Annotated in this window: 16 protein-coding genes and 1 tRNA gene; 3 read left to right on the forward strand and 14 right to left on the reverse strand. The window is 68.3% G+C overall.

The annotated features are described in order from the left end of the window. Positions 1-3 precede the first annotated feature (3 nt). Both folB and folK read left to right on the forward strand, forming a co-directional pair. Entirely contained in the window at positions 4-381 is a 378-nt protein-coding gene (gene folB / locus miv_RS25040; protein WP_244748697.1) for a dihydroneopterin aldolase, read from the forward strand. Further along, positions 374-889, forward strand: a complete 516-nt coding sequence (gene folK, locus miv_RS25045) for a 2-amino-4-hydroxy-6-hydroxymethyldihydropteridine diphosphokinase (protein WP_244748698.1) — start codon at positions 374-376, stop codon at positions 887-889. Before folB ends, folK begins: the two co-directional genes overlap by 8 nt. 14 nt (positions 890-903) lie before the next feature. On the opposite strand, the gene miv_RS25050 is transcribed toward folK, so the two are convergent. The 10 genes from miv_RS25050 to miv_RS25095 form a co-directional block, all read right to left on the reverse strand. After that, entirely contained in the window at positions 904-1,608 is a 705-nt protein-coding gene (locus tag miv_RS25050) for an SDR family oxidoreductase (RefSeq protein WP_207179532.1), read from the reverse strand. A gap of 101 nt (positions 1,609-1,709) precedes the next feature. Beyond that, positions 1,710-2,249, reverse strand: coding sequence for a PQQ-dependent catabolism-associated CXXCW motif protein (locus miv_RS25055; protein ID WP_207179533.1), 540 nt, complete (start codon positions 2,247-2,249; stop codon positions 1,710-1,712). After that, positions 2,246-3,106, reverse strand: a complete 861-nt coding sequence (gene xoxJ / locus miv_RS25060; protein WP_207179534.1) for a rare earth element methanol dehydrogenase accessory protein XoxJ — start codon at positions 3,104-3,106, stop codon at positions 2,246-2,248. Before xoxJ ends, miv_RS25055 begins: the two co-directional genes overlap by 4 nt. After that, positions 3,106-3,729 (reverse strand): c-type cytochrome, methanol metabolism-related, encoded by a 624-nt coding sequence (locus miv_RS25065; RefSeq protein ID WP_207179535.1) that lies wholly within the window; start codon positions 3,727-3,729, stop codon positions 3,106-3,108. Before miv_RS25065 ends, xoxJ begins: the two co-directional genes overlap by 1 nt. Positions 3,730-3,890: 161 nt before the next feature. Beyond that, positions 3,891-5,693, reverse strand: a complete 1,803-nt coding sequence (gene xoxF5 / locus miv_RS25070) for a lanthanide-dependent methanol dehydrogenase XoxF5 (protein WP_207179536.1) — start codon at positions 5,691-5,693, stop codon at positions 3,891-3,893. Positions 5,694-6,120: 427 nt separating this feature from the next. Continuing rightward, positions 6,121-7,092, reverse strand: coding sequence for a quinoprotein relay system zinc metallohydrolase 2 (locus tag miv_RS25075; RefSeq protein WP_207179537.1), 972 nt, complete (start codon positions 7,090-7,092; stop codon positions 6,121-6,123). Further along, positions 7,092-7,589 carry a tRNA (N6-threonylcarbamoyladenosine(37)-N6)-methyltransferase TrmO gene (gene tsaA / locus miv_RS25080; RefSeq protein ID WP_207179538.1) on the reverse strand — a complete coding sequence of 166 codons (498 nt, stop codon included), beginning with the start codon at positions 7,587-7,589 and terminating at the stop codon, positions 7,092-7,094. Before tsaA ends, miv_RS25075 begins: the two co-directional genes overlap by 1 nt. A gap of 229 nt (positions 7,590-7,818) precedes the next feature. Then, positions 7,819-8,820: an asparaginase gene (locus miv_RS25085; protein WP_207179539.1), complete on the reverse strand. Its 1,002-nt coding sequence runs from the start codon at positions 8,818-8,820 to the stop codon at positions 7,819-7,821. A gap of 9 nt (positions 8,821-8,829) precedes the next feature. After that, complete coding sequence (locus miv_RS25090; protein ID WP_244748700.1) at positions 8,830-9,936, reverse strand: alpha/beta hydrolase; 1,107 nt, start codon at positions 9,934-9,936, stop codon at positions 8,830-8,832. Between the two features lie 141 nt (positions 9,937-10,077). Further along, entirely contained in the window at positions 10,078-10,839 is a 762-nt protein-coding gene (locus miv_RS25095; protein WP_207179542.1) for a tyrosine-type recombinase/integrase, read from the reverse strand. 119 nt (positions 10,840-10,958) lie between these two features. On the opposite strand from miv_RS25095, the gene miv_RS25100 reads away from it, so the two are divergent. Beyond that, positions 10,959-11,108 carry a hypothetical protein gene (locus miv_RS25100; protein ID WP_207179544.1) on the forward strand — a complete coding sequence of 50 codons (150 nt, stop codon included), beginning with the start codon at positions 10,959-10,961 and terminating at the stop codon, positions 11,106-11,108. A 201-nt stretch (positions 11,109-11,309) separates the two neighbouring features. Here miv_RS25100 and miv_RS25105 read toward each other — a convergent pair whose 3' ends face one another. From miv_RS25105 to miv_RS25120, 4 genes are all read right to left on the reverse strand, one after another. Further along, complete coding sequence (locus tag miv_RS25105; RefSeq protein WP_207179547.1) at positions 11,310-12,824, reverse strand: methyltransferase domain-containing protein; 1,515 nt, start codon at positions 12,822-12,824, stop codon at positions 11,310-11,312. A 644-nt stretch (positions 12,825-13,468) separates the two neighbouring features. Further along, positions 13,469-13,543, reverse strand: a tRNA-Thr gene (locus tag miv_RS25110). 154 nt (positions 13,544-13,697) lie between these two features. After that, positions 13,698-14,324, reverse strand: coding sequence for a metallophosphoesterase family protein (locus tag miv_RS25115; protein ID WP_207179549.1), 627 nt, complete (start codon positions 14,322-14,324; stop codon positions 13,698-13,700). Positions 14,325-14,829: 505 nt separating this feature from the next. Next, positions 14,830-15,537, reverse strand: a complete 708-nt coding sequence (locus miv_RS25120; RefSeq protein ID WP_207179553.1) for a haloacid dehalogenase type II — start codon at positions 15,535-15,537, stop codon at positions 14,830-14,832. Positions 15,538-15,695 lie beyond the last annotated feature (158 nt).

The following is a 15,695-nucleotide window of genomic DNA, read 5'->3' on the forward strand; positions in this document are numbered from 1 at the left end:
ATCGTGCCTGAGTCCCGGGACCGTATCCTGATCCACCGCCTCGCGGTCTTCGCCCGCCACGGCGTGCTGCCGGAGGAAGAGACCCTCGGCCAGCGTTTCTACCTCTCGCTGGAAGCCCGGCTCGATCTCGGCGAGGCCGGCCGGCGCGACGAGATCGGTGCCACGGTGAGCTACGCGGACCTCGCGGGCCTCGCCCACCGCATCGCCACCGAGCGCCGGTTCCGGCTGATCGAGGCCCTGGCCGAGACGATCTGCGCGGAGGCCCTGGCCGCCTTCCCCCAGCTCGATGCGCTGACGGTGCGGATCGACAAGCCGAGCGCCCCGGTGCCGCTCGTCCTCGACGGGGTCGCGGTCGAGATCACGAGGATCCGGCATGCCTGAGGGGAATTCGGCCGAGGGGATGCGGGCCGCGGCGTATCTGGGGCTCGGCAGCAATCTCGGCGACAAGGCCGCGATGCTCGACGCCGCCGTGGCGGCGCTCGCCGCGACGCCGGGCATCGCCGTCACGGCACGCTCGCGCAACTACCGCACCCCGCCCTGGGGCGACACCGACCAGGACTGGTTCCTCAACGGCGCGCTCGGGATCGAGACCGCCCTCTCGCCGCACGCCCTGCTGGAGGCCTGCCTGTCGGTCGAGGCGCGGCTCGGCCGGGTGCGCGAGCGGCGCTGGGGCCCGCGGGCGATCGACATCGACGTGCTGCACGTTGCCGGCGCCACCGTCGCCGACGAGCGCCTGGTGCTGCCCCACCGCTTCCTGCGGGAGCGCGCCTTCGTGCTGGTGCCGCTCGCCGAGATCGCCCCCGACCTCGTGATCGGCGGCGAGACGGTGGCGCAGGCTCTGGCCCGGCTCGATCGCAGCGGGATCGAGCCGGTCGAGGGCGCCGCGTAAGCGCCCGGCCCTCTTCACACCGAGCGGGTGATGCCCCCGTCGACCCGCAGGTTCTGCCCGGTGATGTAGCCCGCGCCCGGGGAGGCCAGGAAGGCGACGACGGCGGCGATCTCGTCGGCGCTGCCGTAGCGGCCGAGCGGGATGCGCTCGCGGATGCCCGGCTTCTCCGGCAGGCTGTCGACGAAGCCCGGCAAGACGTTGTTCATGCGGATGTTGTCGGCGGCGTAGCGGTCGGCGAACAGCTTGGCGAAGGCGGCGAGCCCCGACCGGAAGACGCCGGAGGTCGGAAACGCCTGCTCCGGCTCGAAGGCCGCGAAGGTCGAGATGTTGATGATCGCGCCGCCGCCCTGGCGCTGCATGATCGGCGTGACGAGGCGGGTCGGCCGCACCACGTTGAGGAAGTAGACCTCCATGCCTCGGGCCCAGTCCTCGTCGGTGAGCTCGAGGAGCGGGCCCTTGGGCCCGTGGCCGGCGCTGTTGACGAGGACGTCGACCCGCCCCCACCGCTCCATCGTGCGCGCGACGAGGCGGGCGAGATCCTCCGGTGAGCGGTTCGAGCCCGTCACGCCGACCCCGCCGAGCTCCTCGGCCAGGGCCTCGCCCTTGCCCGAGGAGGACAGGATCGCGACCCGGAACCCGTCGGCGGCGAGCTTGCGGGCCGCGGCGGCCCCCATGCCGCTGCCCCCGGCGGTGACGATGGCGACGCGCTCGACGGTCATGACGGGTCTCCCGGCTGTTCGATCGGGGAGACCCATGCCACAGCGGCGGGCCTGCGTCAGGACCCTGCCGGGGGCTTAGAAGCCCCTGCCGGGGGCCCGCGTCAGGGGGCGGCGGGTTCGGCCCGTACCAGGGGCAGGCCGGCCTCGGCCCAGCCGTCGGTGCCGTCCGGATACCAGTGGACGTCGCGGTAGCCGAGGGCGAGGGCCCGCTTGGCGGCGTTCCAGGACATCCAGCAGTTACGCTGGCAGAACAGGACGATGGGCTTGGCTGTGTCGCCGTCGGTGGCGGCCGCGAGGCCGTGCCGGAGATAGTCCTCGGTCTGCGGCGCCAGCGCGCCGAAGCCGGTATTGGGCAGCCAGAGCGCCCGCGGGATGCTGTCGTGCGGCGTGTCGCGCCAGATCGTGCCGGGCGGCAGCGTGGTCGGACGCGGCGGACGCGGCAGCACGTCGACGAAGGCGGCGCCCTCGCGCCACAGCCGCTCGGCCTGCGCCGTGGTCACCGTCACGGCGCCCGCGAGCGCGGCCGGCGTCGGGCTGCGGAAATCCTCGAGGCGGTAGCCGTCGGGCTCCGGCGGGGCGGCCCAGGCGGCGGGCGCCGCGAGCAGGAGCACCGCGAGACCCGCCGCGAGCGCCCATCTCACGGCTTGCGTTCCGCCGGCAGCAGCTTGTTCTCCTCCTCGTCGAGGAGCGGCACCGCGTAGTCGCGCAGCACCGCCTCGATCTCGGCCCGGCGCTTGCGGAGCGCGGTGTTGAGGACCCGCTTCCACTCGTTCTCGCCGTGTCGCACCCCCATGGCGATACGGTAGGCGAGCGGCGGGCGATCGGGCTCGCGCAGCAGCGGCACCACGTCCAGGCCGCCCTCCTTGCCCGTTTCTTTGCCCACCTGCTTGGCCAGCCAGCCGGCGGCGGGCCCCCATAGCACCGCGGCGTCGAGCTTGCCCGCGGCCACGTCGGCCACGATCTCGGCCGAGACGGTCTGGTGCTTGCGCGAGGGATCGAACTGGTAGGGCGGATAGGGCTTCATCGTCGGCACGAGGCCGACCGCGCCCATGCGCTCGACCGGGGGCGTGCCGACGATCACGCCGATCGGCTTGCCCTTGAGGCGCTCGTCGTCGAGCCCGGTCAGGCCCGGAAAGGTGCCGGGGCGGGAGACCAGCACGTAGGTCGAGCGGTAATAGGGGTTGGTGCTCTGGACGAGTTCGGTACCGAAGGCCGAGCCGACGATGACGTCGCAGAGCCCGGAGCCCAGGGTGTTGCGGACGAAGCCCGGCCCCTGGGTCAGCCAGTAGTACCGGAGCTTCACCTTCAGCTCGTCGGCGAGGATCGCCGCGATGCGGTTCTCGAACCCGTCGCCCTGGCGCTCCGAGAACGGCATGTTGCCGGGATCGGCGCAGACCCGCAGGGCGTCCGTGGTGACGAGGTCCGGCAGGGACTGCGCCCGTGCCGGACCCGCGAGGGCCAGCGCGAGGCCGGCCGCCAGGGTGAGGGCTCGCGTCATCAGCCGCCGAGGCACTCCTTCTCCTGCTTGCGGGCCACCTCGGGCTTGTCCTCCTTCTCGCCCGGGCGCACGCGGCCCATGGCACCGGCGGCGCGCGCCTTCAGGTAGACGTAGAGGTCGTCCATGTAGCAGGTGACGTTCTTGTTGTCGCCGAAGGCCGGCATGACCTTCTGGGTCGACGAGTTCACGTCCTGCTTGCCGCCGACGACGATGCCGACGAACTCCTCGTAGGAGAGGTACTTCAGCGAATCCTTGAGCGCCGGGGCGTAGGTCGAGCCCATGCCGTCCGGGCCGTGGCAGACGTGGCACTCGGCGTGGTAGCGGCGGTAACCCGAATAGGTGTACCAGTCGACCTTCTTGCCGTTGTCGGTGATGTGGAAGGTCGGGCTGCCGGCGGCGTCGGTGTACTTGCCGTCCTCCACCTTCACGGCGGCGTCCTTGGCGAGCAGCTTCTCGTCGGGCTCGGCGGTCTTGTCGTTGGGGTTGAGCTGATTGGTAAGAGCCGGATCCGGCTTGGCATCGGCTTTCTTGGCATCCTCAGCATGTACGGCAGCCGTGCTGACGGCTGCTAGGGCGAGGCCGGCCGCGAGCGGCCGCAGGACAACTCTGCTGAGGTGACGCAAAGGACGCTTCTCCCTGATATCATTGAACCGCCGCCGCGCAGTTCGGCGTTTCGCGATTCTGATGATAATCTAATCATAAGGAGGCCGGCGCGGATACCCGCGCCGGCCCGGACTTAGGTCTGAGGTGCGGAGGCGGCTCGCGCCTCCGCCCGTGCCGGGGATCAGTTCGGCAGGTTGAAGACGGTGAGCTGACCGCCGAGGTTGGTGTAGCTCGACAGGGCGGCGTAGCCGCCGACCGCGCCGAGGCCGGCATTCGGGTCGGTCAGGCCGGCCGCGAGGCCGATGCCGGCCCAGCCACCGACGCCCGACAGGACGGCGATGTTCTGCTTGCCCTTGTGCTGGAAGGTCATCACGTTGCCGATGATGCCCGACGGGGTCTTGAACTTGTAGAGTTCCTTGCCCGTCTTGGCGTCGACCGCCTTCAGGTAGCCCTCGAGCGTGCCGTAGAACACCACGTCACCCGCGGTGGCCAGAGCGCCCGACCACACCGAGAACTGCTCGGGGTTCGACCACTTGATCTTGCCGGCCGTGCCGTCCCAGGCGATGAAGTTGCCCATGCCGCCGTGGCTGTTGGGCGCCGGGTACATCGACAGGGTCGCACCGACATAGGGCTGGCCCGGGGTGTAGCTCACCCGGAACGGCTCGTAGTCCATGCAGACGTGGTTGGTCGGCACGTAGAACAGGTTGGTCTTGGGCGAGTAGGCCGCCGGCTGCTGGTCCTTGGAGCCGAGCGCCGCCGGGCAGATGCCCTTCGAGTTGGTGTCCTCGCCGTTCTGGTCGGTCGAGTACTTGGCGACGACGAGCGGACGGCCGTAGGTCTTCGAGGACTTGTCCTGGTCGACCTTGGTGGCCCAGTTCACCGCCGGATCGTACTTCTCGGCGACGAGCAGCTCGCCGGTGGCGCGGTCCAGGGTGTAGCCGAAGCCGTTACGATCGAAGTGGGTCAGGAGCGGGCGCTCCTTGCCGTCGATCTTCTGATCCGTGAGGATCATCTCGTTGATGCCGTCATAGTCCCACTCGTCGTGGGGGGTCATCTGGTAGACCCACTTCGCCACGCCGGTATCGGCGTCACGCGCGAAGATCGTCATCGACCACTTGTTGTCGCCCGGGCGCTGCTTCGGGTTCCAGGTCGAGGGGTTGCCGGTGCCGTAATAGACCAGGTTCAGCTTCGGGTCGTAGGAGTACCAGCCCCAGGTCGAGGCGCCGCCGGTCTTCCACTGGTCGCCTTCCCAGGTCTTGATCGACGAGTCCTTGCCGACCGGCTTGCCGAGCTCGGTGGTCTTCTCCGGGTCGATCTTCATCTCGTCGTCGGGACCGACGTTGTAGGCGCGCCAGGCGCGCTTGCCGGTCTTGAGGTCGTAGGCGGTGATGTTGCCGCGGATACCGTACTCGGCGCCCGCGATGCCGACGATCAGCTTGTCCTTCACCGGCATCACGGTGGCGGTGTTGGTCTCGCCGATCTTCGGATCGCCGTTCTGGGTCGACCAGTTCACCTTGCCGGTCTTGGCGTCGAGCGACACGATGGTGGTGTCGGCCTGGTGCAGGAAGATCGCGCCGTCGGCATAGGCGAGGCCGCGGTTCACCGTGTCGCAGCACATCACCGGGATCACGTTCGGATCCTGCTTCGGCTCGTACTTCCACAGGATCTTGCCATCCTGGTTGAGGTCGAGCGCGTAGACGATGTTCGGGAACGGCGTGTGGACGTACATCACGTCGCCGATGACCAGCGGCGAGCCCTCGTGGCCGCGCAGGACGCCGGTCGAGAAGGTCCAGGCCACCTGCAGCTTGTTGACGTTGCCGGTGTTGATCTGGTCGAGCTTCGAGAAGCGCGTATTGGCGTAGTCGACGGTCTGGAGAACCTGCTCGGCCGGGTTGGCCGTGCGCTTCAGCACGTCTTCGTTGGCGAGGGCCGGGACGGCGCCGAGGATGCCCGCGCTCACCGCAAGGAGATGGACCGCTCTCATGGATTCCTCCGACAGGTGCATTGATCCCGACATCCGCAATGGGACGAATCGGGCCGGTTCCTGTTGTTTGCGTTTGGGGATGTCGTTGGCCTCGTCAGCGTGTCACAACCGGCCGCCAGGAACCCTGGCACGAGAGGACCGGACGGGCCCCTGCCGTGTTTGCGAACCGAGCGCCCCCTTCCCCCGGTGGCGCCGTTGAAGCCGAAGCTGAAGGAACTCTAAGAGAAATTGGGGCGCCGTCAACACACCAGCCGGCCCCGGGCCTGCGACACCCGGGCGCGAATTTCATAACTAAGGTATATGATACCTTCCATGCTGCAGGGCAGCATAGGTATTGTGCCTTGCAGCATCATCGTTGAGCCGGCTTTGCCGACCGTACAGCAGCGGAAGCGATGCCCTTGGACGCATCTGGATGCTTAACTGCTCCTTACTCCCACTCCATCTCCTGGTAGGCGGTCGTGGCGTTGCGGGCATTGAAATCATCGAACAGCGACCATTGCTGCGCTTCCGTCCGTGCCGCGTCCCCCGCCTCGCCGATCGGCACCCCGTCGCGCACCATCGCCCGCACCTGGGTCTCCAGCACCGCGAGGTAGCGGTCGATCGGGCCGGCGGCGGCGGGCCAGGGAACCGAGGCGGGGCCGTGGCCGGGCACGACCCGGGCGGCCGGCTCGGCCCGCAGGCGGCGCAGGACCTCGATCCAGCCGGACAGGCGCCCGTCGAGGGCCGGGACGTGGCCGACGAACAGGAGGTCGCCGAGGAACCAGGTGTCGGTCTCCCGGTCGCGCACGGTCAGGTCGCTGTTGGTATGCGCCGTCGGCCAGGCCTCCAGGTGCAGCACCCGCCCGCCGAGATCGAGGTCGAGGCTCGTCGAGACGAGGAGCGTCGGCGGTACGATCCGGGTGCCGGCGAAGTCCGGGCCGACGAGGTCGGCATTGGCCCTCAGGTAATCGGCCGCCCGCGCGCTCAAGGCCTCCGGCAGGGCGTGGTGCCCGACGAAGGTCGTCCCCTCCCCCGCGAAGGCGGCGTTGCCCAGCACGTGGTCGGGGTGGACATGGGTGTTGACGACGTAGCGCACGGGAAGCGCGGTGCGCTGGCGCAGGGCGGCCAGCAGGCGCTGCCCCGCCCGCAGGCTGCCGCCGGTATCGATCACCGCCACCGCGTCCCGGCCGATGACGAAGCCGACATTGGCGATCGCGCCGTCGTTGCGCCGCCCGGCCAGGGCGTAGGGCGCGGCGTAGACGAAGAGGCCGGGCGCGACCTCCTGCATCGGCAGGGCCGAGACGGCCGCCGGGGCTTCGGCCGCCGGGGCTTCGGCCGCCGGGGCCGGGGGCGCCTGCGCAGAGGCGGCGGGCGCGCCGAGAAGCGCGGCGAGGAGCGCGACGGCCGGACCCGCCCGCATCACGCGTCTCCCGTCTGCGCGTCCCCCGCCTGGGGCGGTGCCAGGGGCACGAACAGGCTGCGATCCGGCTTGATGTCGAGGAGCGGTGTTGCGTCGAGGCAATCGAGGCCGCGGACGTGCAGCACGCCGTCCTCGATCCCGATCAGGCGGACGATGCTGGTGCCGATCGGGTTCGGCCGCACGGGCGAGCGCAGCGAGAAGGTGCCCCGGGTGCGGCCGTCGTTGGCGGGGCTCTGGCGCACGAGGTCGCGCCGCGACCGGTCGAGCCAGTACAGCACTTCGAGCCGCTCGTAGAGCGTCACGCCCTCGAGGGCGTCGCGCCAGGGGGCAAAGACCTCGATCCGGCAGGAAGGACCGTCCAGGCGGCCCTGGCGCGGACAGCCCAGGCGGTCGGTCCAGGGGGTGCGGATGCGGCCGACGAAGACGAGACCGGCATCGGTGGCGGGGGGCGCCTCGACGGCGACCTCCCCGGCCCGGATCTCGTTCAGGCGCACCATCGGCGTTCTCCCTCGGCCTCCGCCCGGCGCCCTCGCCCTCCCGGCCCCCGTGAAGCAGGTCGGGCGCTGACGGAGGTGTTCAGACTGCGCCGGCCCGACCTGCCGCCAGCCCGACCGCGGGGGCAGTCGCCGGGCTCGGCGCCGGAAGCGTAGAGCAGCCCCCGTCGGCCTGGCAATCGCCTGCGGCATCAAGGCCTTGTGGAATGGTGTGGGCGCTCTGTCGCCCGGCTCAGTAGGTCGCGAAGATCTCCGCCAGGGCGGCGGGATCGCGGGTGACCGTCAGCGCGAGGGCGAGCAGGATGCGGGCCTTCTGCGGCGTCAGGTTGTCGGCCGGGACGATGCCGTGGGAGGCCAGCCGCACGGTCGAGGGCACCACGCCGCTGCCGGCCCGGGTCGATTGCACGACGGCGATGCCGCTCGCCGCCGCCGCGGCGAGGGCCTCGGCCTCCGCCGGCGGCGTCATGCCGGGGGCGAGCCCCGCCGAGACGATGCCCCGGGCGCCCGCCGCCGCGAAGGCCCGCACCGCCGTACCGTCGGCATCCGCGTAGGCGTAGGAGATGTCGACCCGCGGCAGGGCGTCGAGGGTGCGGATGTCGAACGGCGTGCCGGGGGCGTGACGGCGCTCGGACCGGCGGTAGTAGCGGACATGCGGCCCGTCGACCTGGCCGAGGACGCCGAAATCCGGGCTGCGGAAGGTCTGCATCCGGGTGACCGAGGTCTTGGTCACCTCGCGGGCGGCCTGGATCTCGTCGTTGAGGACGACGAGCACGCCCCGCCCGCGCGATTCCGGCGCGCCCGCGGTGCGCAGGGCCGCCACGAGATTGAGGCCGGCATCGCTCGACAGGGCGCTGATCGGGCGCTGCGAGCCCACCAGCACCACCGGCAGGTCGACCGTCAGGGTCAGGCTCAGCGCGTAGGCCGTCTCCTCCAGGGTGGCGGTGCCGTGCCCGATGACGATGCCGGCGAGGTCGGGATGGGCGCCCGCCAGCTCCTCGCAGAGCCGCACCAGGGTGCGCCAATCGGAGAAGCCGATTCCCGGGCTCGTCACAGCCCGGTAGCGCACCGGCACCACCTCGGCGACCTCGCGGGTCTCCGGCACCCGCGCCAGGATCTCCTCGGCCTCCAGGCGCTCGCCGGTGGCGGTGTAGTCGAGGATGTCGAGGCTGTCGCGGCCCACCGACGACAGGGTGCCGCCGGTGCCGATAAAGGCGACCTTGGGGAGCGTGCTCATGCTGGAAAATTACCTCGGGCTCGCCGCCCCGGCCGGGGCGGCGGGTTGCGTCGCGTGGTCGGTCCGGCGGGCGCTGGCAGGATCCGTGCCGGCCGCCTCGCCGGGGCCGCAGCCCGGCGCGTCGAACAGGGCCGAGAGGCCGCAGGCCGAGCCGAGCATCCGGCGCCCGTCATGGCCGACGCCCGGCACGACGTGCAGGGGCTGGCGCAGGTCGGGGTGGCGGGCCCGCAGGGCGGCCCAGTAGGCCTCGCCGCGGGCCAGGCGGAACGGCCCCTGCGCCTCCGCCATGCAACTCCGGTCGAGGGCGGGATGGTGCGGGTCGGTGTCAAGGCCGCCGAGCAGGTAGGTCACCGGCCGGGCGACGTAGGCCGCCTCCAGGGCCGCCGGCGCGGCACCGCCGGCATAGCGCGGCAGGTCCTGCAGGCCGTACTTCCAGCTGTCGTAGCCGGGGCAATCCGCGGTCGGGCCGGGCCGCTCGGGCGTGACGTAGGCGTAGCTGCTGGGATTGGCGACGACGTAGGTCACCCGGATGCCCCGTCCCGCCAGGGCGTCGCCGGCCCGCGACAGCATCGCGTAGCGCTGCGCCACCTGCCCGCCGCCGGAATGCCCGGCGATGACGATCCGCGACAGATTCGGGAAGCGGCTCCGGTCGGCCAGCCGGGCGAGGATCGCGTCGAGGGCGTCGAAGGAGCTCAGGGGTGCCGGGCCGAGGGCGTCGTCCCCGCCCTGCCAGCCTTCGAGCGTCCAGTGCAGCACGTCCGGCGGGAGGGCGTGCGCCTCCCAGTCGGTCCGGCCGAGGAATTGCGGCACGACGAGGAGCGCGCCGGCCCCGGCCGCGCCGGCCGCCTCCCGGGCGGCGAGCGCCGAGGCGTAATACACGTCGGCGTCCCGCAGCCGCCCGTGCAGCACGATCACCGCCCGGCTCACCTCCGGGTGCGGCGCGTCGAGGTCGGCGGAGGCGAAGAGCAGGAGGCGGGCGCCGGGCGCCACCGCGAGGCTCCGATCGGCCACGACCGCCACCGGCTTCCGGTGAGGCCCCCGCTCGTCGGCGGCCTCGGCGCGACAGGCGACGAGCGCGAGAAGGAGCGGCAGGGCGGAGCGGAGCAGGGACGGCATCGGGCCTCCGCGACGCACGGGCCGCGCGAGCGACCCGAAGGAACTGGTGCCGGCGGAGGGGATCGAACCCCCGACCTTCGGTTTACAAAACCAATGGATCACGAACGCGGCTTTCATCTATTCCGCAGCCGTAGCAATGTGTTAGGCCCCGGTCAATCCCGGAAACCGATGCACCTGTGCCGTGTTATGTGCGGGCATGTCCTTGGCTCGCGCCTGCTCCTCGGGGGTCAGGAACGCCAGATACAGTTCGGTAACTTTTATGCTCGCGTGCCCCATCTCCTGCTGAAGGGTGTAGATCCCGCCGCGGCCCGACCGCAGGTAGTCGACCGCGAAGCGGTGGCGCAGGTCGTGGAACCGGGAGCGCCGGAACGTCGGCTCGAGCTTCTTCCCGCGCTTGGCCGCCTTCGCGATCTCCTCCGCCTCGGCCGCGGCGACGCTGCGCGTATATCGCGTATATAAAGAGAAGCGCGTGGCCGGGTTGATGAACGGGCCCGGCTCGGGCTCCTCGCGCGCCCGCTCCCCCGATCGGCCCTTCGCGCCCGGGTGCCAGAACACCGCCAGGGTCGCCAGGTTGACCGGGATCGACGCGAACAGCGCGGCAGCCGCCTCGGTCAGGCCGACCTCGCGCCGCTTGTTGCCCTTGCCGAGGACCGAGATGGCCCGCCGGTTCAGGTCGACGTGCCGCCGTTCCAGCGTCACGAGCTCGTCCTGTCGGCAGCCGGTCAGCAGTGCTGCCCGGATCAGGTGCGCGAAGAGGCCGGGAGCCCGCGCGATCACCCGCTCGATGTCGCGATCCTCCGGCAGCACGATCGGGTCGCGGCGCTCCTTCAGGCGGCGGCTCTGCATCGCCTCGAGCGCCGGGTTGCCCTCCCGCCATTCTTCGTCGACCGCGAAGCCGAGCACGCCGGACAGCGCGGTCAGGTCGCGCCGGATGGTGGCCGTCGAGACCCCGGCCGCGCGCCGAGCCCGCACGATGGCCGCACCCGTGTCGTCATGCCCGGTTCGCCGCCTCCGGCGAGCGGATGAAGCGCATGGAGCGCGACCTCGACAGTGTCCAGGCACAGGTCGTGCCCCGCGAGGAGTACGAGCAGCGCTGGACCGAGCATGACCGGGGGATGGACCGGGTCGACAAGCGTCTCGACCGAGCAGAGGCGGTGCGGCTCAAGCCCTAACCCCTCGTCTCGTCAACATCCGTCAACGCGCACCGGGCTCCGGCTCGGGGCGCTTCGCCATTTCAAGGCTTGCCTTCAGCCCGCCGGCAGCCGCCGAGCGGGGTTTTCTTTTTGCCGTGCCTTGCCAGCCGATGTTCCGAACTTGCGGTTGTGATCGCCTCACGCGCAATCCAGCGCGCCAACGACAACCGATTGTGACGTTCACTCGTGCGGCTTGTGACCTGCCTTGACTCGGCGCTCGATAAGATCAGAGATTATCAGAAGAAAATTATCGGCCCAGAATTCATCGTGAATGAGGAGGGATGAACGGTCAAATGTGAAGCGCGAATCGGCGTTGTATTTATCATACTGTGTGTGCCACCCCAATTCTTGCCGCTCTTTTAGAGACCATCTTCCTTGGCGTTCCGTTAGTATTTTGCGACGACCATGATCTGCCGACCGAATTGGATAATGCTTTAATAAGAACTTGTAGCGAAAATCGATAGCGTCGGGAAAAATGGCTGTATGCCCCCCCGTTGAAGTCAGATCGACCGGATTTTCACCCTGCAGCCACGCTTTATGCTGGAGAAAGTGCCCAGGGCGCGTTCCATACTCATAGTGGCTGAAATGGCTCTCGAGCGTGCCGGGTTGATAATCCTGTTCATCAATTGGTAAATAATTAACAACGTTAAAGTTTACGCGGGTGCATCCAAGCTCTTCTGCAATTGCAAATCCTTCCGCAAGCGTTCGCCCATCGAAAGGGCAGCGTCTAAGTTCGTCCGCGTCCGAGTGGATGATCCAGCGTCCCGGAAATTCCGCGGCAATGTCAGCTTTCCGTCGAAGGATCGCCTGCCACTCGTATGTGGCTTGCGGTCCCTCGACTGGGTACCGCTCAACGGAGACCGCTCCTTGGAAGCAGCCCTGGACGCGTAGCGCCGCCTCCCAGGTCCCATCCGAAGACCAATTGTCTATAAGACGGACATCGCATCCCTGATTAATAAAATCTGTTATCACCTCTTCAATAACATCGACCTCATTATAGGCCGCGATAATAGCAAGGGGACGCTGTGCGGGCACGATACCCGCTATTGATTGTACTTGAATGTCATGTATCGTAATAATAGTTTTATTTTGACGATTCATATTGTTATTGATTGTATATCCCGCAAATAGAGGGACGAGCTCTTGCTTGATTAGCAGCCGCTTATATTCATCGAGAGACCACTCTCTGATATGGCTTGGATTCGGTGGGGGGCCGCGATGATCATCGCCGCGAACCCTGATGCGGTCGGGGGTGCTTGTAATGACAATTGCACCGCGCTCGAAACACGCCTTCAATAATGCAATTAGGATGCTCGGATCAATGATATGTTCTATGACATCGGCGCAAACGACAATAGAGTCATTATCAGCCATCTCTGATAATAAGATGCAAGACGCGCTTGTGAAATCAGCCTCGTACCACTCTGCTTTGCTGCCATGTAAATCTTTGCAGGCGGCGATGTTAGAGCCGAAATCAATGCCAATACGCTTTTCCGCTTGGACATTGCAAAGCTTGCGTCCACTCCCACAGCCAACATCGATTATTTTAACTCTTTTCGTCGAAATTAATATAAATTCTGCAAAATCATATACTTCGGGCTGATGTATGATGTCGCTATGCGCTTGTGGCGCATCGTCAAAATAGATTACTTCTTTTCGCGATACATATTCATCCGGCAACTCAAAATTCGACACCTAGCTCTCCTGATTGTTGCGTGGCATTTTGATCTTCAACAACAATGATATCTCAACGCATGCTCGATGCAGAAATGAAACGAACGGATAAACCTTTTGGGTCGGATTGCGTGTTCATCCAAGCGTTAAGCGCTCATTCCGCCCGTCGGGAGCATGCGCGATTTTTCGGTGGAGGACGTCATAGATTCGGGGTTGATTGTCCAGATTATCATGGCAAGTGCCCGTCGCTTTGGAAAGGACCGCGGCGCCGTGGTGATAGGTCGGATTGGCGTATGCGCCCCGAAGGATGCCACCATGCCGCACCCCGCCTGGTGCGTCCGGACGCCCCGCTGGTCGATGAAGGCGTAGAACCGACCGTGCGCGTCGCGCCAGTCCGCGTCGCGCAGGCCACGGCACGGGACGACGCCAGGCGACAGGCGGGCGAGGCCGCGGGACCAGGTGAGGACGGTGTCGGAGTGGGCGGTCATGCTGTGCCGTGTTTGTGCGGGCCCGATTTTACGCCTCGGGGCCGGATGAGCTCCCACTCGAAGGGAGGGCAGAACGTCTCCGGAACAGAATGTGCGGGATTTTGTGGCGCCGGGGTCTCAGGTGCGTCCAATGACGCCCCTGACGGGACGATTCTATCGACTTTCCAGAGATTTAGATGGTGCCGGCGGAGGGGATCGAACCCCCGACCTTCGGTTTACAAAACCGCTGCACTACCGCTGTGCTACACCGGCGGGAGCCTGCAGGCCCTTGGTCGACAAGTCGTTGATCTGCAAGCTGTTCACACCCGGGCGCAGGTGGCGCGCGGCGGGCGGGTCTATAGAGCCCCTGGCCGGGGCTTCGTCAAGGCGCAAAATCCCGGCGCAGGACGCGCCGCTTTCCCGACCGTCAGGATTGCATGAAGGCGATCGGGCCGGGCGTCGCCCGGTCGTGGATGGCCGCGGTCAGGCGGCCGGTCCGCAACGGCGCGGTGTCGGGGTCGGTGCGGCAGGGGTGGCATCCGGGTACGCCTTCGTAGGACGGCGTATGCCCGTGGACGACGTGCTTGCCGAAATCGTCGTCGACGGACAAAAACGGTTCGCGGATCCACAGGCGGGCCCGCACGCTCGGATCGATGCCGGGCCGCCCGGGCCGGAAACCGGCATGGACGTAGTCGCGCAAGCGGTCCTCGTGCACCCTCCGCAAGCCGGCGACCCAGCCCATCGCCGTTGCCGGCCGGTCCGCGACCCACGCGACGCCGTCGGAGACGAGGGGCCGGTCGCGATCCAGCACGCGGCCCGCAGCAGCGCGGATTCCCGATGGCCCATCAGGCACATCACCGCGTCGGGGGCCCGCCTGCGTCTCCCGGACCATGGCGACGGCGCGGGCGCTCTCGGGACCCTTGTCGATGCAGTCGCGGAGAAAGACCAGCTGCCGCAGCCGGCCCGCGCCACGTGCCGCGATCTGGCCGAGAAGGCTTTCCAGCGCGCCGGCGCGGCCGTGGACGTCGCCGATGGCGTAAGTGAGCTCATCCATGGAACGCCGTCGGTTCTGCGGGTCGGCACGCGTGAGCAGGACCCAATCGTCAGGACTTTGCCGTTGTCGGAGCGTCAGCGCCGGGTTGGGACGGAGGGGACAGAGATCGGGATTCTCTGGGTCATCTGAATTGTCGATCGCCTCAAGCCCCGGTCGATCGGGCAAATTTCTACTGAGTCGAGTATCGAGCGCTGCGGCCTTGCCTTCTTCGGTCTTGTGGCTCTTGCACTTGGTGGCGACAAATCGGCCGGACGGTCTACGCCGGAAGGACGGCAGGGCCGCCGAGGCGAACGACCGCCCGGCTCGACCTGCGCCGCCATGCTCTCCGACCAGGGCGAGCGATCCGGGCCCATGCATCTGACCGGCCTTCGTCGCGCCGTAACCGGCACCCCGGAGAACCGGCCTTCGCACGACGAGATGCTCCTGCGTCGAACGGTCGTGGGCTTCCCGTCAGGGTGCCGCCTCGGCAGCCTCCGGCATGTGGCGGGTCTCCGCCGTCGAGCGATCACCCGCAACCGAGCTTCCCTGCGAGATCGGCGAGGTCGGCGGCGGCCATGTCCACCGGCACCAGGGGGGCCGGCTCGCCGGTGCCCGGGCCGCTCTCGCCGGGCCGGGCGACATGGGCGGTCGCGAGCCCGCAGGCGGCCGCCGCGGCGAGGTCCGACGAGTGCGCCGCCACCATCATCACCTCGCCGGGCTGCAACCGCAGCGCCTCGACGGCGCGCAGGTAGACGGCGGGCTTCGGCTTGTAGTCCTGAGCGAATTCCGCCCCGAGCACCGCGTCCCAGGGCAGCCGATTGCGGCGGGCATGCGCGATGGCGAGGCGCACATGGGCGTTGGAGCAGGGCGCGAGCACGTATTTTTCGCGAAGGCGCGCGAGGGCGTCGGGCACCTCGGGCCAGGCATCGAGGCGGTGCCAGGAGAGAACCAGGTCGTGCCTCGCCGCGTCCGGTACCGAGTCGGCGAGATTCAGGCCCGCCAGCACGCTCTCCAGGCTCTCGGCATGCAGGGTATCGAGGTCGGTATAGGGGCGAGCGCCCTGGCGGATCGGCTCCATGCCGGGCTGGTAGCGGTCGCGCCAGGCCCGGGCGAACGCGCCACCGTCGAGGTCGGGCCGGAACGGTGCCAGGATCCGTGCCGCCTCCCGGGCGACGCCGCCGTGCCAGTCGAGCAGGGTGCCGAAGACGTCGAAGATGAGGGCCTGGATCGCCATGCGGACCGCCTCCCGGGTCGGTTTCTGTCGTTTCGGGTTATCGGTCCCGCCCGGCCCGCTTCAAGGGTGCCGGATGCCGTCCATCACCTTCGAGTGAGCGGGGCCGGACGAACGCCGTGAACGAGGTGAAATTTACCTCTCGTTAACGACGCCCGCAG

Source organism: Methylobacterium indicum (assembly GCF_017347565.1).
Classification (GTDB): Bacteria; Pseudomonadota; Alphaproteobacteria; order Rhizobiales; family Beijerinckiaceae; genus Methylobacterium; species Methylobacterium indicum.